The sequence below is a fragment of the Halomonas sp. genome, assembly GCF_052095695.1.
GTDB lineage: Bacteria > Pseudomonadota > Gammaproteobacteria > Pseudomonadales > Halomonadaceae > Vreelandella.
The window spans coordinates 1-19,811 of record NZ_JBQDLQ010000036.1 but is presented as its reverse complement, the minus strand read 5'-3'; the positions used below and the strand labels follow the sequence as shown (position 1 = coordinate 19,811).

23 protein-coding genes are annotated in these 19,811 nt (G+C 54.8%); 8 read left to right on the top strand and 15 right to left on the bottom strand.

The window, feature by feature from the left end:
• Positions 1-30 precede the first annotated feature (30 nt).
• Together ACTH5D_RS09200 and ACTH5D_RS09195 are read right to left on the bottom strand one after the other, a co-directional pair.
• Entirely contained in the window at positions 31-543 is a 513-nt protein-coding gene (locus tag ACTH5D_RS09200) for a DUF1850 domain-containing protein (protein ID WP_441670458.1), read from the bottom strand.
• Positions 544-561: 18 nt separating this feature from the next.
• The gene (locus tag ACTH5D_RS09195) at positions 562-1,533 is read right to left on the bottom strand and encodes a TAXI family TRAP transporter solute-binding subunit (RefSeq protein ID WP_441670456.1); all 972 of its coding nucleotides are present in this window, start codon (positions 1,531-1,533) and stop codon (positions 562-564) included.
• 342 nt (positions 1,534-1,875) lie between these two features.
• On the opposite strand from ACTH5D_RS09195, the gene csiR reads away from it, so the two are divergent.
• From csiR to gabT, 4 genes are all read left to right on the top strand, one after another.
• Positions 1,876-2,655 (top strand): DNA-binding transcriptional regulator CsiR, encoded by a 780-nt coding sequence (gene csiR, locus ACTH5D_RS09190; RefSeq protein ID WP_441670454.1) that lies wholly within the window; start codon positions 1,876-1,878, stop codon positions 2,653-2,655.
• 163 nt (positions 2,656-2,818) lie between these two features.
• Entirely contained in the window at positions 2,819-3,997 is a 1,179-nt protein-coding gene (locus ACTH5D_RS09185; protein ID WP_441670452.1) for an acyl-CoA dehydrogenase, read from the top strand.
• Between the two features lie 51 nt (positions 3,998-4,048).
• Complete coding sequence (locus ACTH5D_RS09180; protein WP_441670450.1) at positions 4,049-5,278, top strand: CaiB/BaiF CoA transferase family protein; 1,230 nt, start codon at positions 4,049-4,051, stop codon at positions 5,276-5,278.
• Positions 5,279-5,345: 67 nt separating this feature from the next.
• Complete coding sequence (gene gabT / locus ACTH5D_RS09175) at positions 5,346-6,623, top strand: 4-aminobutyrate--2-oxoglutarate transaminase (RefSeq protein ID WP_441670448.1); 1,278 nt, start codon at positions 5,346-5,348, stop codon at positions 6,621-6,623.
• A gap of 51 nt (positions 6,624-6,674) precedes the next feature.
• On the opposite strand, the gene ACTH5D_RS09170 is transcribed toward gabT, so the two are convergent.
• The 5 genes from ACTH5D_RS09170 to ACTH5D_RS09150 all read right to left on the bottom strand — a co-directional run bounded on the left by ACTH5D_RS09170 (position 6,675) and on the right by ACTH5D_RS09150 (position 11,372).
• Entirely contained in the window at positions 6,675-6,923 is a 249-nt protein-coding gene (locus ACTH5D_RS09170) for a YkoF family thiamine/hydroxymethylpyrimidine-binding protein (RefSeq protein ID WP_441670446.1), read from the bottom strand.
• Between the two features lie 21 nt (positions 6,924-6,944).
• A complete protein-coding gene (locus ACTH5D_RS09165) occupies positions 6,945-7,772 on the bottom strand; it encodes an alpha/beta fold hydrolase (RefSeq protein ID WP_441670444.1) in 828 nt (275 codons plus the stop codon).
• 110 nt (positions 7,773-7,882) lie between these two features.
• Complete coding sequence (dinB, locus tag ACTH5D_RS09160) at positions 7,883-8,929, bottom strand: DNA polymerase IV (protein WP_441670442.1); 1,047 nt, start codon at positions 8,927-8,929, stop codon at positions 7,883-7,885.
• Positions 8,930-8,981: 52 nt separating this feature from the next.
• A complete protein-coding gene (locus ACTH5D_RS09155; protein ID WP_441670440.1) occupies positions 8,982-10,445 on the bottom strand; it encodes a protein adenylyltransferase SelO in 1,464 nt (487 codons plus the stop codon).
• A gap of 60 nt (positions 10,446-10,505) precedes the next feature.
• A complete protein-coding gene (locus ACTH5D_RS09150) occupies positions 10,506-11,372 on the bottom strand; it encodes an NAD-dependent protein deacetylase (RefSeq protein ID WP_441670438.1) in 867 nt (288 codons plus the stop codon).
• Positions 11,373-11,478: 106 nt separating this feature from the next.
• Between ACTH5D_RS09150 and ACTH5D_RS09145 the strand changes: the two genes are divergently transcribed.
• On the top strand, positions 11,479-12,651 hold the full coding sequence (locus ACTH5D_RS09145; RefSeq protein ID WP_441670436.1) for a UbiH/UbiF/VisC/COQ6 family ubiquinone biosynthesis hydroxylase: 1,173 nt from the start codon (positions 11,479-11,481) through the stop codon (positions 12,649-12,651).
• A gap of 103 nt (positions 12,652-12,754) precedes the next feature.
• Here ACTH5D_RS09145 and ACTH5D_RS09140 read toward each other — a convergent pair whose 3' ends face one another.
• The 3 genes from ACTH5D_RS09140 to ACTH5D_RS09130 all read right to left on the bottom strand — a co-directional run bounded on the left by ACTH5D_RS09140 (position 12,755) and on the right by ACTH5D_RS09130 (position 14,426).
• Positions 12,755-12,922 (bottom strand): alpha/beta fold hydrolase, encoded by a 168-nt coding sequence (locus ACTH5D_RS09140; protein ID WP_441670434.1) that lies wholly within the window; start codon positions 12,920-12,922, stop codon positions 12,755-12,757.
• Between the two features lie 5 nt (positions 12,923-12,927).
• A complete protein-coding gene (locus ACTH5D_RS09135) occupies positions 12,928-13,575 on the bottom strand; it encodes a glutathione S-transferase (protein WP_441670432.1) in 648 nt (215 codons plus the stop codon).
• Positions 13,576-13,772: 197 nt separating this feature from the next.
• On the bottom strand, positions 13,773-14,426 hold the full coding sequence (locus tag ACTH5D_RS09130; protein WP_441670430.1) for a DsbA family oxidoreductase: 654 nt from the start codon (positions 14,424-14,426) through the stop codon (positions 13,773-13,775).
• A gap of 318 nt (positions 14,427-14,744) precedes the next feature.
• On the opposite strand from ACTH5D_RS09130, the gene ACTH5D_RS09125 reads away from it, so the two are divergent.
• Entirely contained in the window at positions 14,745-15,167 is a 423-nt protein-coding gene (locus ACTH5D_RS09125) for a hypothetical protein (protein WP_441670428.1), read from the top strand.
• Positions 15,168-15,286: 119 nt separating this feature from the next.
• On the opposite strand, the gene ACTH5D_RS09120 is transcribed toward ACTH5D_RS09125, so the two are convergent.
• From ACTH5D_RS09120 to ftrA, 4 genes are all read right to left on the bottom strand, one after another.
• A complete protein-coding gene (locus ACTH5D_RS09120) occupies positions 15,287-15,574 on the bottom strand; it encodes a HigA family addiction module antitoxin (protein WP_441670480.1) in 288 nt (95 codons plus the stop codon).
• A 10-nt stretch (positions 15,575-15,584) separates the two neighbouring features.
• On the bottom strand, positions 15,585-15,863 hold the full coding sequence (locus tag ACTH5D_RS09115; RefSeq protein ID WP_441670426.1) for a type II toxin-antitoxin system RelE/ParE family toxin: 279 nt from the start codon (positions 15,861-15,863) through the stop codon (positions 15,585-15,587).
• Positions 15,864-15,989: 126 nt separating this feature from the next.
• Positions 15,990-16,952 (bottom strand): ribonuclease Z, encoded by a 963-nt coding sequence (locus ACTH5D_RS09110; RefSeq protein WP_441670424.1) that lies wholly within the window; start codon positions 16,950-16,952, stop codon positions 15,990-15,992.
• Positions 16,953-17,032: 80 nt separating this feature from the next.
• On the bottom strand, positions 17,033-18,055 hold the full coding sequence (ftrA, locus tag ACTH5D_RS09105; protein WP_441670422.1) for a transcriptional regulator FtrA: 1,023 nt from the start codon (positions 18,053-18,055) through the stop codon (positions 17,033-17,035).
• Positions 18,056-18,114: 59 nt separating this feature from the next.
• Here ftrA and ACTH5D_RS09100 point away from each other — a divergent pair, with 59 nt between their 5' ends.
• Both ACTH5D_RS09100 and ACTH5D_RS09095 read left to right on the top strand, forming a co-directional pair.
• Positions 18,115-18,528, top strand: a complete 414-nt coding sequence (locus ACTH5D_RS09100; protein ID WP_441670420.1) for a rhodanese-like domain-containing protein — start codon at positions 18,115-18,117, stop codon at positions 18,526-18,528.
• Positions 18,528-19,010: a GNAT family N-acetyltransferase gene (locus ACTH5D_RS09095; protein ID WP_441670418.1), complete on the top strand. Its 483-nt coding sequence runs from the start codon at positions 18,528-18,530 to the stop codon at positions 19,008-19,010. The genes ACTH5D_RS09100 and ACTH5D_RS09095 overlap by 1 nt, the downstream gene beginning before the upstream one ends.
• 6 nt (positions 19,011-19,016) lie before the next feature.
• Here ACTH5D_RS09095 and ACTH5D_RS09090 read toward each other — a convergent pair.
• Positions 19,017-19,811, bottom strand: a 795-nt coding sequence (locus tag ACTH5D_RS09090; protein ID WP_441670416.1) for an EamA family transporter, incomplete at its 5' end; no start/stop codon positions are given.

Below are 19,811 nucleotides of genomic sequence, written 5' to 3'. Positions count from 1 at the left end.
GGCCTCGGAAGCGTTAACTAATGTCGTTTTTTATTCACGCGGGGAAGCGTAAGGAGCGGCTAGCTGAATGGTCACGCGCTGCCCAGCGGCGAGGGCGCTCAAGCTTACCTGAGGATGCTCACCGTCTGGCCACACTACTCGATGATTGACGGCAGGCGAGCCGACTCTTAATAGATAGCGATTATTGGCGACAGGCTCGTCAATCGCATTAATCCAGTAGCCGCCTTCACCATCTGAGACCTGTTCTCCACGGCCAAAGATATGCCCAAGCCCTGCAGCGAAGTCAGGTTGATGGCTACGTTCTAACTGCATCACGCCTGCCGCATTGCGATAGCAGTCAAGTACGGTGAAGTGCTCAACGGAGTGCTGCCACTTAATACACCAGCGGCCGCCAAGAGGGACCGTTTCATCCACCAAGACGTCGCCGTGCTCGGTTGTCACTGCTAATCGCATAAACGGCGTCGCCGAAGCGGGGGAAGCCCCCACTTCGGTGAGTGGTAAACATGCAATCAGTAGCGCCACCAGTCGATGTTGCCACTGCATGGTGGTGTCCTTTATCCGTTACGGACGCAGGCGATCCGGGATGTCAGCGCCAACTTCTTCAAAATAACGCAGCGCACCTGGGTGTAACGGCACCGGCGTAGAGTCCATAGTGAACTGAACGGTGGTGTCATTAGCCGCAGGGTGAACAGCAATCAGTTCGTCGGTGTTTTCAAACAGCAACTGGGTAAGCTGATACGCCAACTCTTCGTCCATATCGGCGTTAACCACCAATACGTTAGGAATACCGATCGTCTGAACCGCCTCATCCATGCCGTCATACATACCGGCGGCTAGCTCATAGGGTGCAAACACCGCTTCTTCTTCCTGCGCGTTAGCGATCTCTTCATCAGAGAAACCAATAAGACGAATATCACGCGTGGCGGCTAGGTTAAGAATTGAACTGGTGGGCGGCCCTACGCTCCAGAAACCAGCGTCAATATCGCCATCGCGAATCGCATCGGCGGTTTCATTGAAGTTAAGACGCTGAGGCGTAAAGTCTTCGTAGTCAACGCCATTGGCCTCAAGTAACGCACGCGCATTAAGCTCAGTGCCGCTACCCGGCGCGCCTACAGAAACGCGCTTACCGGCCAAATCTGCAATCGATTTAATATCCGACTCTGCTAGCGTGACCAGCTGCACGGCATTGGGGTACACAGAGGCCAGCGCACGGGTATTTTCGACCTGACGCCCGTCAAAGTCTCCGGTACCGGTGTACGCCTGATGGACCGTATCGGCCAGCGCCAGCGCTAAATCCGCGTCGCCGCGCATGATCAGCCCCATATTCTCAACCGACGCGCCAGTAACTTCTGCCGTCGCCTGAGCGCCTTCGATATGGTTATTGATCATTTCAGCGAAACCACCGCCGATAGGGTAATACACGCCGCCGGTGCCGCCGGTCGCAATTGAAAGTTGCTGAGCGCTAGCGGGAAGCGCGACCGCGAGCAACGATGCAGCGGCTACCGTGGAATATAGAGAGCGTAGAGTTCGCATGAGCATGTCCTCCGTCCTGCTTGGACTTATAGGTATGGTTGACGATAAAGGAGGTTTTGGAGCCCCAGCGCCTGCCGGGAAATCTAACGGCCAAGCAGACGCGGTGGAGGAGAAGTTAGCACGGCTTACGCGTTAGATGCTAATTGGCCATTATTAACGTTTAACGGCATCACAACGCCCATGCCCGCGCGCAATGTCAGCATGGTCATCAGAAATAACACGCCGACAACAATGCTAAAATACGTTAGCAATCTCTTAACCGCTGCCAAATAGTTAATATTTATTGATAATAGCCGACAATCTTTCACAATGTACTGCTACTTATTCAGGAGCCACACTGATATGGAGCCCGATGTTAAGGCGTCGGATTTGCCAGCGTCCAACCTTCAAGAATACGATTCTCAAACGCCAGCCCTTAAGGAAAAAAATATTAGCGAGCCAAGCGGTCCCCGCCAAAATTTAGCCATTAGCGCTTATCGACAGCTTAAGCATGACATTATTCGCGGCTGCTATGCGCCGGGACAAAAGCTGTTAATGACACACCTTAAAGAGCAGTACGGCGCGAGCACCGGGCCGCTGCGCGAAGCGCTTTCCCAGCTGGTGGCAGACCGCTTAGTCGTGGCGATTAGCCAACGCGGCTATCGCGTGGCTCCGATGTCGCTGGCCGAGCTCAACGATATTTACGATGCCCGTGCCCAGATTGAAGGACTGATTTTGCGCCTGGCCATAGAGCGCGGCAACGACGATTGGGAAGCCACGGTGCTGGCTACCGCTCACCTATTAGCGAAAGTCACCGACATCAACACACCCGATGACCTGCTCGAAATCTGGGATCAACGCCATAAAGCCTTTCACACCGCGATTGCCAGCGGCTGCAACTCCCCTCACCTGCTGCAAATGCGCAATACGCTGTTTGATCAGGTAGAGCGCTACCGCCACCTATGGCTGCAAGAAACCGTGATGTCGCCCCAGGCGCTAGAACTTAAGCGCCAAGAGCACTCAGCGCTGGTGGATGTCATTTTAGCCCGCGACACCGCTCAGGCCGATACCCTCATGCGCGACCACCTGATGACACCGGTTCCGATTATTACCCGCGTTTTCAAAGCGCGCGGCATCGAATAAACATGTCGATTTAAGCGTGTCATTCCCAGCATAAATTCTGCGTTTTAAAAAAATGTAGATATTTTAAATTAACGGCGATACATTGGCCTTATGCTACTTTGCAGCCAATCCATTGCTGTGGGCGATTTATAGCGCCTGCATAACGAATCGAGGAATTTACGCCATGACGCATTTTAACTGGGACGACCCGCTGCTACTGGAACAACAGCTGACGGACGAAGAGCGCCAGATTCGTGATGCAGCCTATGATTACTGCCAAGAAAATCTTCAGCCCCGCGTGCTAACGGCCTTCCGTGAAGAGCGCTTTGACCGCGAGATCATGACCGAGATGGGCGAGCTTGGTTTGCTGGGTGCCACCGTTTCCCCCGAGTACGGCGGCGCAGGCGTCAATCACGTTGCCTACGGTTTGATCGCTCGTGAAGTTGAGCGCGTTGATTCTGGCTATCGCTCCGCCATGAGCGTGCAGTCCTCGCTGGTGATGTACCCCATCGAGACTTACGGCTCAGAAGAGCAGAAGCAAAAATTCCTGCCCAAGCTTGCCAGCGGCGAGATGATTGGCTGCTTTGGCTTGACCGAACCCGACCACGGTTCAGACCCGGGCGGCATGATTACCCGCGCAGAGAAAGTCGACGGCGGCTACCGCCTGACCGGCGCCAAAATGTGGATCACCAACAGCCCTATTGCCGACATCGCGGTGGTATGGGCCAAGTCAGCGGCTCACGACAACCAGATTAAAGGCTTTATTGTCGAGCGCGGCGTGGACGGTTTCACCACGCCCAAAATCGAAGGCAAGGTCTCGCTACGTGCATCGATTACCGGCGAAATCGTGTTGGATAATGCCTTTGTACCCGAAGAGAACCTGTTGCCCAACGTCAGCGGTCTGAAAGGCCCGTTTGGCTGTTTGAACAAAGCGCGCTACGGCATCGCTTGGGGCGTCATGGGCACCGCAGAGTTCTGCTGGCACGCCGCCCGTCAATACACCTTAGACCGCAAGCAGTTTGGCCGCCCGCTGGCTGCCAATCAGCTTGTCCAGAAAAAACTGGCCGATATGCAGACCGAAATCACCCTGGGTCTACAGGCAGCACTGCAGGTTGGCCGACTAATGGATAGCGGCAACTGGGCACCAGAAATGGTCTCGCTGATCAAGCGTAACAACTGCGGCAAAGCGCTGGATATCGCTCGCCAGTCCCGTGATATGCATGGCGGCAACGGTGTTTCCGACGAGTACGGCGTCATTCGCCATATGGTCAACTTAGAGTCGGTGAATACGTACGAAGGTACTCACGACGTGCACGCCTTGATTCTAGGCCGTGCGCAGACGGGCATTCAGTCGTTCTTTTAAAAACCGCTGAACAATCACCTTTAAACGTATTCAGCCAAGGAAGCAGCTGTTATGAGCAAGCCTCTGTTAAGCGAGCCAACCAAGCCTCTGGCCGGAGTTAAAGTACTCGACATTTCTCGGGTGCTGGCCGGACCGTGGTGCGGACAAATGCTCGCGGACATGGGGGCTGATGTGATTAAAGTTGAGCGCCCCGGCAGTGGCGACGACACCCGCCATTGGGGCCCTCCTTGGCTGAGTGGCACAGAAGAGTCGGCGTACTACCTGTGCGCTAACCGTGGCAAGCGTTCGGTAACCGTTGATATGGCCAAGCCAGAAGGCCAAGCGGTGATTCAGCAGCTTGTCGCTCAGTCGGATGTGCTGATAGAAAACTTTAAAGTAGGCGGCTTAAAGCGCTACAGGCTGGATTACGCGAGCCTACAGGCACTAAATCCTAAGCTGATTTACTGCTCGATTACCGGTTTTGGTCAGGAAAGCCCCTACGCCCACCGCGCGGGCTACGACTTTATGATCCAAGCCATGGGCGGCATCATGAGTGTGACCGGTAAACCAGACAATGAACCCGGCGGCGGCCCGGTCAAAAGCGGCGTAGCGTTTACGGACATTTTCACCGGGCTTTACGCCGCCAACGCGGTGCTTGCGGCGCTTTATCAGCGTCGTGATAGTGGCGTTGGATGCCACATTGATATGGCGCTCATGGATGTGCAGGTGGGCGTGCTCGCCAATCAGGCGCTCAACTACCTGACCTCGGGCAACGTGCCCCAGCGGTTGGGTAACGCTCATCCTAATATCGTGCCTTACCAGGCGTTTGCCACTCAGGATGGTCACATGATCATGGCCGTGGGCAACGACGAGCAGTTCAAGCGTTTTTGCACCGTGCTGTCACTGCCAAGCTTGGCTAACGACCCCCGCTTCGCCACCAACGGTGCCAGGGTAAACAATCGCGCGATACTCGTGCCGCAGTTAGAAGCGGCGCTGTCCCAGCGCAGCACCGATCACTGGCTGGCGGCCTTTGAAGCGGTAGGCGTGCCCTGTGGGCCGATTAATACGCTCGACCGAGTGTTTGATGATCCACACGTAAAAGCCCGCGGCCTCAAGCAAACGCTGCCGCACACACAGGCAGGCCACGTGGATTTGGTAGCCAATCCCATTCGCTTCAACGGCAAGCCAATGAGTGCCACAACGGCGCCACCACACCTGGGTGAACATACCGAAAACGTATTGGATGAGCTCGGTATTACACCTGAGCAGCTCGAGGCATTGCGCGCATCGGGTGTTATTTAATCATTAGGTCAGCACTTCAATTACGCACTATGCTTAACGATCATCCTTGATCAATAGGAAGTGGGCTATGAGCAGTAATGCCGAACTCAACGAGCTAAAACATAGATACGTCGCCGCTGGCGCTGCGAGCCCAGCGACGGCATTTGCCGACCGCGCTGAAAATTCTGAAATCTGGGACGCTGACGGCAACCGTTTTATCGACTTCGCCGGCGGCATTGGCGTACTCAACGTAGGTCACCGCCACCCCAAAGTGGTCGCCGCGGTAAAAGCCCAGCTTGATAAACTGATGCACACCTGCCAAACGGTCATGCCTTATGAAGGCTACGTGAAAGTTGCTGAAAAGCTCAGCCAGATCGTACCGGTGCGTGGCCATGCCAAAGTCATGCTGGCCAACTCCGGCGCTGAAGCGCTGGAAAACGCCGTCAAAATCGCCCGCGCGGCCACCGGCCGCTCCAATGTGATCTGCTTTGACGGCGGCTACCACGGGCGTACTTTCTTCACCATGGCCATGAACGGCAAAGTAGCGCCGTACCAGAGCGATTTCGGCCCCATGCCGGGCACCGTTTTCCGCGCGCCCTACCCGGTGCCGTATCACGGTGTTAGCGAAGACGAAGCCATTCGCGGCCTCAAGATGACGCTGAGAACCGACGCCAACCCCAAAGATACCGCTGCCATTGTGTTGGAACCGGTACTGGGTGAAGGCGGTTTCTACCCGGCTTCTACCAGCTTCCTGACCAAGATCCGCGAGATCTGCGATGAGCACGGCATTTTGATGATCATCGACGAAGTGCAGTCGGGCTTTGGCCGCACTGGTAAGATGTTTGCCATTGAGCACAGCGGCGTTGAGCCAGATATCATGACCATGGCCAAGAGCATGGCCGACGGCATGCCGATCTCTGCCATTGTGGGTACCGATAAAGTGATGGATGCCTCTGGCCCTAACTCCCTAGGCGGCACTTACACCGGCAGCCCCACTGCCTGCGCAGCCGCGCTGGCGGTGATGGAAGTATTTGCAGAAGAAAATATTCTTGAGCAGAGCCAAGCCTTGGGCGAGAAGCTTTCAAAACGCTTCACCGAGTGGGCAGGCAGGTTTGAATGCATCGACCACGTGCGCAACATGGGTTCAATGGCGGCGTTCGAACTGGTATCAAATAAAACAGACCACACGCCTAACGCCGAACTGGCCGCAGCGCTATGTAAGAAAGCCCGCGAAGAAGGCTTGATCCTGCTTTCCTGCGGCATGTACGGCAACACTATCCGCTTTTTGATGCCGGTTACTATTGAAGACGACGTCCTCAACGAAGGACTGGATATTATTGAGTCCTGCTTGGAGTCGCTGACCTAAGCGCTATTAGCGTACAAGCAAATGCCGCCCAAATCGGGCGGCATTTATTTTTTAACGCGGCCGACGATCGCCTTCAATAAAATTCGCTGTAAATACCGCTTTACCGTGGGCCTCAAACGACCACCTCATCACCTCACCCAACGCCGTCATCACAGCATCGAACTCCCCAAATACCTGAGTGCTCATACGGTTCGGGTACACTTCTAATCCAGTCGCTTCCAAGCGTTTGACGACCTCTTTTACTACCGGCTTAAAATCATCGGCCAGTGGGTAATAGCTAAGCTGTACGGAAAGATACATAGCGCCTCCTTACATGGCTCTTTACATAGTATGTGACGTTTGCCCGACGCTGGATAAACGCTGCCAGGCAGCCAAAATGGCGGCACGGGTTTCATCCGGATGCTCCATCGGGAACATATGCGTACCCGGAACCTCGCTGACCGTTAGGCCCTTGCGCTTTAAGCGCTTGATGCGCGACGCCGTTAACAAGTGCGACTCTGTTCCCGCCACTAATTCTATCGGCACACCCAGCCGCTTGGGCAGGCGCGAAAGGTGATCGGGCAGGTGACGAAAAATTTCCACCTCAATCTCCGGGTTAAACGTCAGCTCCGCGCTGCCATCGTCTAACAACCGCGTCCCTGCTTCAATGTAGTCGTTGAGCGCTTCCGGGGTAAAGCGGCGAAACAAGCCTCGGCGGCCGAGTGAACTGGCCATTATCTCGCGGCTGGGCCATGCGGAGCGCCGCCCCTGGGTTTTACCAGCAGGCGTGACTCGATCAACAAACCCAAACCGCTTGGCCGCTTTCATGGCCCACGCATCCGTTCCCAGCATCAACGGCGGGTCGAGCATGATCACACCGCAAAAGCGCTCAGGCTGTTTGTCAGCGGCCATGGCCATCAAGGTACCGCCCAATGAATGGCCCACTCCTAGCAGCGGCGTATCACCTTCCGGCAGGTAGCTAAGCAGCTCATCCACCAAATTAGCCCAGTTATGATTGACGGGGTAATCCGGGTGGTGGCCCAGGCAGTCTACGGGAAAAAGGTCAAACGTTTCTGCCAGCGGGTCCAGTAGGCTGCGATAACTTAGCCCTGGAAAACCATTGGCATGGGCAAACACTAAACGCGGGCGTGAAGTTGTCTCAGCAGACATGGCGTGGCTCGTCGATAAGAGTAAGTCAGCAATGGCTAGGCCATCTATCATACGTCTGTTTTATCCTGCCCCATACAAAGCGTCAATCCACCTAAGTGTTAACGTGCTAATTAAAATAGCGGCAGCTGATGCTCTTGACTGCTTTCAGCCAGCCGATACCCCACACCCAGCAGGCGTACCGGGCGTTCACCGCGGGCCCAGCCAACCTTCAGCAGGGTTTCAAACTGGTCAAGATTAGGCGCTGGGTCAGCGTGTTCGACGGTGGTTTGGGTGAAGTCGCTAAATTTCACTTTAATGATCAGTCCTCGCACCGCCAGCGGTGGGTCAAGGCGCGCATAGCGCCGCTCTAAATCCTCGATCAGCGTGGGCAGCTCACGGCGGCAGGCGTCTAGGGAAGGCAAATCCTGGGCGTAGGTCTGCTCGGTACTGATCGATTTACGCTCACGGTGCGTTTTCACCGGCCGCTCATCTCGCCCCCAGCTTAGCTCATGCAAGCGCCGGCCAAAGCGGCCAAAGTGTTCGACAAGTTCGGTCAGCGAGCGCGTGCGTAAATCGGTACAGGTGTGAATATCAAGCCCGGCTAGTTTTTCTGCCGTGCGTGGGCCAACGCCGTGGATCTTCTTGACCGGCAGTTGCTGCACAAAGCTGTCGACCTTATCCGGCGTAATTACGCAAAGGCCGTTAGGCTTGTTCCAATCGCTGGCGATTTTAGCCAGAAATTTGTTGGGTGCTACGCCCGCCGAGACCGTAATGCCCACTTCGCGGCTCACCCGTTCGCGGATCGCTTCTGCCATGAGCGTGGCGCTACCGTGATGCAAGGTGATATCTGAAACATCCAAAAACGCCTCATCCAAAGACAGCGGCTCAATCAGCTCGGTCACATCGCGATAAATGGCGAAGACCTGGCGGGCAACCTCTTTGTATTTGGCCATATCGCCGCGAATGACGGTCAGATGCGGGCAGCGCTTGAGCGCTTGCCCCATCGGCATGGCCGAGTGAATACCAAACTCGCGAGCGGGATAGTTACAGGTGGCGACTACGCCGCGCTGCTCCACACTGCCGCCAATGGCTATCGGAATATCCCGCAGCGCGGGGTTATCGCGCATCTCCACCGCTGCATAAAAGCAGTCACAGTCGCAGTGAATAATTTTGCGCACCGGCTACCCTTCCAACTGTAAAAAAACACAGTCTATCACAAGAAACGCCAACTCAGGTGCCGCAAAAGGTCCTGAGAACCTGCTCGTTTTCTGTAGCAGGCGCCGCTAAACGACGGGCTTCAACCGACCCATAAAACGGCTTCGTTACCACCGCTAACAGGGTGTGGAACGGTGCAAAGTCACCGTCGTAAGCAGCACTGATGACTTCCTGAACTCGGTGGTTACGCGGAATAATGACCGGATTGGCACGCCGCATAGCGGCAAGGCGCTGGCTATCTTGGCTGGCGTTCTGCTCGGCCTGCCACGACGCTAGCCAAGCGGCTAACTCATTAGGCTGAGTCGTTAGCGCCAGCAGCGCCTCTCGGTTCTCATCACTCAGCGAGCAAGCGTATTGAGTAAGCGCATCAAAGGTCGCGGTCATGTCCATGCGTCCCTGATGCATATGGCTTTCTAGGCCTTCCATAAGCGGCACTGCCTGCTCGCTTTCAGGTGAAAGGCCCAGCTTGTCAGCATGCAAGCGGCGTTGCTCTTGTTGAAATAGCGTATCGAAATGGCGAAGTGCGGCAGTGGCCTGCTCTACCAGCGCATCGCCCTGCTCATTCATCAGCGGCAGCAGCGTTTCAGCAAAGCGAGCCAAGTTCCACTGAGCAATGGCGGGCTGATTGGCAAACGCATAGCGGCGGCCTTGGTCGATCGAGCTATACACTTTTTGCGGGTCGAACTGCTCCATAAACGCACAGGGGCCGTAGTCGATGGTTTCACCGGCAATGCTGCAGTTATCGGTATTCATCACGCCGTGGATAAAGCCGACGCTCATCCAGCGCGCAATCAGCAGCGCTTGGCGAGCGACCACCGCCTCTAATAGCGCTAGATACGGATCTTCCGCGTTGGCGACTTCCGGATAGTGGCGGGCAATGACATGGTCCGCCAACGCTTTTATGACGGCATCATCTCGACGCGTGGCGGCAAACTGAAACGTGCCCACGCGAATATGGCTGCTCGCCACGCGGGTAAATACCGCCCCGGGTTCAGCCATTTGCCGCGCCACTCGCTCGCCGCTAGCTACCGCTGCCAGTGCACGTGTGGTTGGTACGCCCACCGCCGCCATAAACTCGCTGACCAGATATTCACGCAGCACGGGGCCTAGCGGTGAACGGCCATCGCCACCGCGAGAAAACGGCGTGCGGCCGCTGCCTTTTAGCTGTACATCGCGGCGTGTGCCATTCTGATCGACTACTTCTCCCAGCAGCAGCGCACGGCCATCGCCCAACTGCGGCACAAAGTTGCCAAACTGATGGCCCGCATAGCCTAACGCGCCCGGCTTAGCACCGGGCACAGGCTGGTTGCCGCTAAACCACTCAGCAAGCGTGGCGGGATCAGGTATCTCTTGAGCACCCAGCTCATGGGCAAGCGGAGCATTGAAGGCGATCAGCGCCGGGCTGGCTACGGGTGTCGCTTGGGTGGCGACCCATAAGGGTTCAGGCAAGGTGGAGTAGAGATGTTCGAATGGCAGCACGATAGGCTCCGCTATTGATGGCGATATCTAATGTCTATGCTTAGCTAATACCCTAGCACTTTAGTCAAGTAAACGCCGCTGCAAACAGCTCATAGCCTGCTCAAGCACCGGCGTCAACGGTGCTCGCCACTGGTGGGTTAGCAGCGCGTCCGCGCGGGTGACGCCGAGCGAGAGCGACGCCAGCGGCATCCCTAGCTCATGGGCTACGCGGCAGAAGCGGTAGCCGGAAAACACCATCAGCGAGGTGCCCACTGCCAGCACCGCATCGGACTTCGCCATGGCCTCCTGTGCCGCTAACCGCCGCTGCGCAGGCACCACATCGCCATAAAACACCACGTCAGGCTTTAGAATGCCGTTGCAGCGCGGGCAGTCGAAAATGCGAAAGCTGCTGAAGTCGGTTTCCAAATCGGCATCGCCATCCGGAGCGTGGCCCGCCTGCAAACCTGCAAAGCTAGGATTCATCCGCGCCATTTCGGCATGCATGGCGTGGCGCATCATTTGATAGTCACACATCATGCACTTCACCATATCCGCACGCCCATGCAGGTCGATCACCCGGCGGGAACCAGCGCGCTGATGTAAACGGTCAACGTTTTGGGTCACCAACTGCTGGATATAACCCTGAGACTCCAGCGCGGCCAGCGCCCGGTGCGCACCGCTGACCTGGGCTTCACGCATGGCGCTAAAGCCGATCAACGCCCGCGCCCAGTAGCGCTGGCGAACGTGATGAGAACTCATAAAATCGCCATGCTGCACCGGCGGCGGCCGCTTCCATTGGCCATCCGCATCGCGATAGTCCGGAATGCCGCTGTCGGTACTCACACCGGCACCGGTAATCACCCACAGTTTAGGGTGCTGCTGGATAAACACTGCCAGTTCTTCACCCGCCTGGGTAATGCTATTGGCTATTTCTACGGCCTGCGTCAATCGTTCACCTCTAGGCAATCTTGCTCAAACTCAACGATACTGTATAGCAACAGCGGGCCACGCAACTCGCCCTTGAACAGTTATTGTGCACCCAGGAGAGACTCTTATGCAGCACGATCATGACATTATTATTGTCGGTGGCGGCATGGTGGGCGCGGCATTAGCGGCCCGCTTAGGCCATACGGGGCTAAGCGTTGGCCTAGTGGAGCAAGGCGCTGCGCCCACCCCGCCCAGCGGCGATTATGACCTGCGTATCTCATCGCTGAATGCGCGCTCGCTGGCATTTATCAAGGCAAGCGGTACCGCTTTGCCGCAAGAGCGCAGTTGCCCTTTTCGCTATATTGATGTCGCCAATCAGGACGGCACCGGCCATTCGCTGTTTTCCGCTGAAGATAGCGGCATGGAAGACTTCGGCATCTTTATCGAAAACCAAACGCTGCAGTACGCGCTATGGCAGCGATTGGAACAGCTGCCTAGCGTTAGCTGCTACACCCACTGCGCGCCGATTAACACAGGAACGGCCAGCAATGCCCGCACGCTGGAGCTAGATAACGGCAAAACCTTAAGCGCCGGTTTGATTGTCGGTGCTGACGGTGCGAATTCTGCGCTGCGTGCGCTGGCGGGCATTAGCGTGACAAGCTACGACTATCATCAGCGGGCAATGATCATTAACGTGGAAACCGAACTGCCCCAGCAGGATGTCAGTTGGCAGGTATTTACCCCCACCGGCCCCTTGGCCATGCTGCCGTTGCCCGGCCACAACGCCTCGTTGGTGTGGTACGACAGAGACGAAACCACCAAAGCCCGCGAACAGTTAGACGATGATGCGCTAAAAACGGCGATTGAAACGGCCTTTCCCAAACGGCTAGGCGGCATTACCCGCATCGTGGCACGGGCAAGCTTCCCCATCAAACGCCAACACGCGCAGCGCTATATCGGCAAACGCTTAGCGTTAATTGGCGATGCCGCCCATGTGGTACATCCGTTGGCAGGCCAGGGATTGAATATCGGCCTTCATGACGCCGACACACTGGCCGATATCATCGTTCAGGGCCGCGACCCCGGCGACTACGTCAACCTTCTGCGCTTTGAGTGCCAACGCCGCGTGGCCAACCAAGCGATGATTGCCGCCACCGACAGCTTCCATCACCTGTTTACCGGTGCCAAACCGTTGCGCCAACTAGGTGATTTAAGCCTACAGATTGCCGAGCGTTTCCCTCTGGCCAAACGCATGATGATGCAACAAGCCAACGGGCTGAATCCGTTTAAAATGCGCTAGAGGCTAATAAAACCGTCGTATTCCCGCTAGTCGACAATCCAAACATGAAGCGGCGGTCTTCGCGACCGCCGCATCGTGGATGAAGTAAGCATCTATCAGCCGTTTATACTTTCAAGTGATCATCCAGGAACTCACGAATAGCCGGGATAATGACATCCCCATGGGTTTCCAAGGCAAAATGCCCCGTGTCGTAAAAGCGAATGTCCGCCTGAGGAATATCTCGCTTCCAGGCTTCAGCCCCCGGCGGTAAGCTGATTGAAGCAGATGGCACTTTTTTTAAGAAGGAAAAACAACCACGTCATCTTCCTCTTGCCATGGCTGAAACTTGGTCATGGCCTGCAGAAAGAATGCGTGCTCCAACCAGTGTTGTAACCACCGCTGCAGGTGCGGGTAAGGTAGGCTGTAAAAAACATCGCGATCCACATGGGCGAACTGGCGGACAAAAGGCATGATGCCAATATCGGCAATGGTCGCGCTATCCCCCAGAAGATAAGGCTTCTGAGCCAGCAACTTTTCTAACACCTGTAAAAAAGCTTCGCCCCGTTGCCGGTACTCTGCCTGAGTCATTTCGAGATGACGGTCAGCGTATTTATAACGATCCAGCCAATGTTTAAATTCATTATCGTTTTGCTCGATCAGAGCATTGGCCTGAGTCAAAACCTCAGCATCTAATAGCCCTTGCGGATCTTGTTGTTCAAGCGCCCACATCATTATTTCTCGGCTCTCCTCGATCACAGCACCATCAAAAAGCTGTAAAACAGGCACAGTGCCTTTCGGGCTAATCGCCAGCATCTGGGCCGGTTTGTTTTTCAATATTATTTCCCGTAGCTCTACCTGCAGCTCAGCAAACAATAAGCCGAGACGAGCACGCATGGCATAGGGACAGCGACGAAAAGAGTACAAACGATGAAGTGAGGACGTCATGGGTATTTTTCACAGTTGAATCGAGATCAGTAGACTCAGCGTCTCTGATTATTCTAAACATGATGATGAGCTGTGGATAACACTCAAGGCAAACAAGGCTGAGCCCGTGTCATCTACTTTCTAGCGACCGCCGATGTTATCTACTGGGTGCTAGCCTATCCAAAGAACGTGAAAGACAGTTTGACGCCTACAGAACATTAGTGGTTGGCGTTTTCCTCAGCCACCTGACGAAGCGTATCGACCAGCACGTCGGCGGGCTGGGCGCCAGAAATCAGGTAGCGACCATCGAGTATGAAGGCTGGCACGGCGCTCACCCCTGCGTCCATAAATCGCTGTTCTGCCGCTCGAACGTCATCCGCATACTGACCTGACCGGGCGATGGCCTCAGCAGCGTCTCCGTCAAGCCCAACTTCAATGGCCTTCTCACGAAGCACCGCTGGGTCGGCAGGGTTTTTCGCTTCACCAAAGTAGGCCTCGAACAGGGCCAACTGCAGCGCCGTCTCTTTATCCTGCGTTCCGGCCCACGCCAGCACGCGGTGGGCCGCGAAAGTATTGTTCGCCCGACGTTCAAGAGCGCCGCGGAAATTCAGCCCAAGCCCCTCAGCCACCGCCATAATCTCGCGCTGGGACTGCGCCATGCTGGCAGCGTCCTTGCCGTACTTGCGGCACAAGTGCTCTAGGATCGGCTCGCCCTCGGGTGGCATATCCCGGTTAAGTTCAAAGGGCTGCCAGCAGAGCTCAACGTCGATCTCGCCATCAAGGGTTTCTAGCGCTTGTTCCAAGCGCCGATAGCCAATCGCGCACCACGGGCAGGCCACATCGGATACTAGGTCGATTCTTACCTTCTGCATTTTGTACATCCCTTCGACATATCTCAAAATTCGATCACACTAAAGAAAGCATGTTACGTGTATATAGTGAGTAACGGCAGTAGTGATACGTAGGCCGCCATGGAAAAAGCCGCGGTGTTTAAGAGTAACCGCACCCTCAAGCTGCTTGAGTACGTTACCTTTGTTGCTGTTATTGCCTTGGGTCGCGATCAAAGGGTGGCCGGCCATGCTCGCTCAAGAGGCCTAGCGTTGGCGACCAACCATCTAATCACGTATCAGAGCTTCGAGTAGAAAATTGAATTTAAGACGGCCATTCAACCACAGCAGGTACCACTACTCATGATCAAAACAGCGTTAGCCCTAAGCACAATGATACTCATCAGCGAGTGCAGCAGTGAGAACGAGCCCCCTGCATCAAGCACCGCTACCTCAGATACTGCAACCGAGCAAAACCAGCCCCATTATGAGACTACCGATCAATGGGTTGGCCGTTGGATCGGCGTAGAAGGGTTATTCCTTGAAATCAGCAAGGACGAGTCTGCAGGCCCCGGTCAATATCTGCTTGAGATGCAGTACGGCCTAGACGCCGAACAAAGCGGCACCTTCGAAGGCCAAGCCACAGCTGAAGGCATAAATTTCAGCCGCGAGGACGGCCAACAGCTGCTCCGCGCGGGCGACGGCGAAGACACCGGCATGAAATGGCTATTGGAAAAAGAAGACTGCCTGATAGCCGCAACAGGCGAAGGGTATTGCCGCGACTGATCTACGCGACTGACCTGCACGAAAAGCACTCAAGGAGCGGCGGGATGAAAGCAGTTATTCGCCCGCTACTTCAGAAAAGTGGCCCGCTTTATCCAGGGTGTACTTAAACCACCGCTTCTTTAAGCGGCAACAAGCCTCTTTACCTTAAGCTCTTTACGATGCAGCTCGGCATGCCAGAGTTCGTATTGAGACTGCTGGTTCAGCCAGCTTTCCGCAGAGGTATCAAATGCGATAGAAAGCCGCACAGCCATTTCAGGGCTAATACCCGCATTGCCATTCAGCACGGCACTGAGCGTTTTACGGCTTACGCCGAGCGCTTCCGCAGCGGCGGTCACTGTCAGGCCTAAGGGCTCCAAGCAAAGCTCGCGTAATACTTCACCAGGGTGGGGAGGATTGTGCATCAACATTGGCAGTACCTCAGTGGTAATCTTCATAATTCACTATCTCGGCATCTCCGTCCTCGAACCGGAACGTCACGCGCCAGTTACCACTAACTGTGACTGACCAGATCCCAGAGCGCTTACCTGAGAGTTCGTGCAGGCGAAGACCTGGCAAGTCCATATCGTTGGCATCTGACGCTGCATTGAGTCGACCAAGAATAAGCCGAAGCCTCTTTGCATGCGCGGCCTGAATCCCTGCAGTGCTGCCAGATCTAAAGAATTTTGCCAAGCCTTTGTGTTTGAAGCTTCGGATCATCTATTAAATGTACCCTGCAACGTATCAGGTGTCAAAGACAAGAAGTTGCTCCAGTATGGCCGAGCATTTTTCAACATATCCTCTCTCTCAGAGGCATCTAATCGCTCATGACGAGTACAGAAAAATCTACTCGCCCGGCACTGCAGCAAAATGACCCGCTTTATCCAAAGTGTATTCGCCAAAATCCCGCGCTAAATAAAGCGAACCCGAATAGACGCGCTGGGCCTCAATTCGGATGTCCTCAATGGAAGGCAACGCATGGGGGTGGAGCTGGTAACGGGGGCTAAAGTGCGTCAGCACTAGGTTGGGCAGTTGTGCTGATTCGGCAAATTCGGCGACAAGCTTGGCGTAGCTATGACCGACATCACCGGCCTTCTGGGCCATCTCTTCGGTGTAGGTGGCTTCATGCACCAGTACATGCGCCCCTTCGCAGGCATCCATTAACAAATCAGGCTGGTCGTTGTCCCCGGTGATCACTATTTTCCTGGGCTTGTTCTTGAAGATTAAGAAGTCACGGCTTTTTAACTGCTCACCTTCAAACTCAATATCAAACCCTTGCTTCAACTGCCCCCACAACGGCCCTCTCGGAATTCCCTTTTGGGTCAGCTTTTCAATGTTTAAATCAGCGTCGACCTTTCGCTCCGTAAACCCATAGGCGTAGGACGGCGCCCGATGTGAAAGCCTGAATGTATCAACCGACATGTTCTCAAACTCAACGCTGGGCAGGTCGTCCGAGTTGATAAACTCCAAAGAGAAGAGCAAACATAGCTGCGTGACCTCACAGGTGGCCTCCAACCATGCCTTGATGCCTGCAGGCGCCACAATGGTAAGCGGCGCTTTCCGGCCACCCATTCCCGCACTCGCCAGTATGCCCGGCAGCCCATAGCAGTGGTCGCCGTGCACGTGAGTGATAAAGATGGCTTTCAATGAATGGAACGACAGCTTCGTGTGCAAGACCTGATGCTGGGTGCCTTCGCCACAATCAATCAGGTACCAGCCCTTCCCTTTACTCTCTCGCAAAGCGACGCCGGAGACGTTTCTTGTTTTAGTGGGCACACCGGCGGAGGTACCTAGGAAGAGTAAGTTCATATCTTTTACGTGCTCTCGCTTTAAGACCAAGTCTGCAAATTGCCAGTCAGCTAAATTTAAAGGCCACCTTAGCTTTGAAGTCACTGACCTAACGCGCTATGAAACATTTCCCTATAAGCTGTCGGGGTCGTTAATAGTTGCTGACGAAAGTGATGCCGCAAATTCGCAGTTGACCCAAACCCAGAAGCTTTAGCTACCTGCTCGATAGTCATCATGGAGCTTTCAAGCAAACATCGAGCTTTTTCCAGACGCTCTATAAGAAGCCACTTCGCAGGCGTTGTGCCTGTCGCAGCCTCAAAGCGCCTTAGAAAAGTTCGCGAACTCATCCCGGTAATTTTAGCCATACTTGCTACAGTGTAATTGCCGTCAATCTGCTCCCGGATAAGATCAAGGAGTGGCCCAATCCGAGAGCTTTCATAGAGGGGCGGCACTGCACGCTCAATAAACTGGGCTTGTCCGCCATCTCGGTGCGGAGGTACAACCAAGCGCCGTGCCACCATATTGGCTGCCTGCATACCATGATCACGACGTATCAAATGCAGGCAGAGATCAATACCAGCCGCACTACCAGCCGACGTCATTACATCGCTTTCATCGATATAAAGAACATCTGGCTCGACTGTAATTTCAGGGTAACGCTGACTTAAAGTATCTGTGTAGCGCCAGTGGGTCGTGGCTCGCCGACCGTTGAGCAGCCCCGCTTCGGCCAAGACAAAGACTCCCGAGCATATCGATAGCACACGAGCACCATTAGCATGTGCCTCGCATATTGCCTTGATTAGAGTCGCTGGAACAGGCTCCGTAGCACCACGCCAGCCAGGTACAATGATGGTGCCAGCCTGCTCAATGATTTCTATTCCAGCATCGACGACAACACGCATCCCACCTACTGCTCGCATCTCGCCAGGGTCAATACCGGCTATTTTAAATTGGTACCAATTTTCCCCCATCTCAGGCCGTGGCAAGCCGAACACCTCCACTGCCACACCAAGCTCGAATGTGCATAGACCGTCGTAAGCGATGGCGACGACAAGGGGGTTGGCAAGCTTACGTGCAGAATCTGATTTTGGCATGTTCTTGAGCATACATGGCAAAGCTGCCATCTACCAAGCACATCACAACTCTCATAGGCTATTGGTTAACCCAACCAATGGAGAAAACCATGAGCTTCGTCACCGACATCCCAGCCGCACCTTCGGAAATGGCAATAGAACACTTTCACCGGCGACTGTCTGTTGAAACAGACTGTGCAGACGTGGCAGTGGCACTCAAAAGTTCAGAGCAAGACTTTGTACTATTACATGTCGTCGGGGCACTCCATGATTACGAGCGACGCCATATTCCAGGTGCCATTCACTTTCCACACCGAAATATTACAGCCGAAAGTATGCTGGAATGGCCGCAAGGCACAATGTTCGTCACCTACTGTGCGGGCCCGCATTGTAACGGTGCCGACCAAGCAGCACTCAAGCTGGCCCGGCTAGGGAGACCGGTGAAGATAATGATTGGTGGCATCACAGGATGGGAAGATGAAGGCCTTCCCTTCGCATCTGGGAAAGAGCCGGGGGTTATCTGATGAGTCTCGCACCCGTCGCTCCTAAAGTGTCAGTTCGCCCTTTTGAGCGTTGCGATGTCACTGAGGTTCTGAGCTTGATGCGTGAGCTGGCAGTGTATGAACGATACATCGATCAATTTCGGGTAACAGAGTCCGATATTATCGAAAACGGACTCAGTGCCTTTCCCCACTTTGGGGTGTTCGTAGCAGAAATGGATGGCGATATTATTGGTATCGCTGTCCACTATGAAGTTCCATGGACCTACGACCTCAAGCCAGTACTGGTGCTTAAAGAGTTGTTTGTTTCTAAGCATGCACGAGCCCTAGGTGCTGGGAGAGCACTTCTGAATCAGATAGAGAAACACGCATTGGAGATTAATGCTTCGCGTACTGTGTGGACAATTCTAAAAGATAACGACGCAGCCAAGCAGTTTTATGTGAAGGCTGGAGGCCAGAAAGATGCTGTGTGGGAGCTTTGGGGAATTGAACACTCAAAAAAGTAGAGTGATCTAAGGCTTATAGCGCGTCAACGCAATGCCGCAAGCGATCAAGCCAGAAGACACAAACCGCCATACGCCGAAGCCTTCTTTCAGAATGATGGTCGAAATCAGCGCAGCGAACAGCACGCTGGTTTCACGTAAAGCCGAAACCATACCAAGTGGGGCGTAAGCCATGGCCCAGATAACGATCCAATACGCCCCGACCTGCATTCCTCCACCAGCAATAGCGGGTGCTAGGTTGTTGCCTATCACTTTTTTTATCTCCTTGGCTTTCCATATCAGGGCAATCGCAAACGTCAGCAAGCCGTTGCCAAGTGTCAACAAGACTGCAAAACCGAGTACCGAGTCAGCTTGCCTTGCCCCCAAGCCACCTACCAGCGTGTAGGAGGCAATCAGAGCCCCCGTCCCCAGGGCCAGAACAATGGCGCGAGGGTTTCTGGTGATACCGGTACGAGTATCGAATGAAAGTGACATCACACCAACGCCGAGGAACAGCACACCAAGCAGCGGCAACATGCCCAACATTTCGCCAGCGAATGCGGCCGCGCCCAGGGTGACGAGTAACGGCGCCGACCCACGCGCGATGGGATAGACCTGGCCGAAATCACCATGCTGATAAGCCATGGGCAAGCAAAAGTGATAAGCGGTATGAATCAAGATGGCCAAGCCTAGAAGTGGCCAACTGGCAGGATCGGGGAGCGTTACGAAAGGCAAGGCTAACGCAGAAACGAGACTGCCTAATAAAGTGATTACCGCCATGACGGCGATCCTGTCACCACTCACTTTAACGATGGCGTTCCAGCT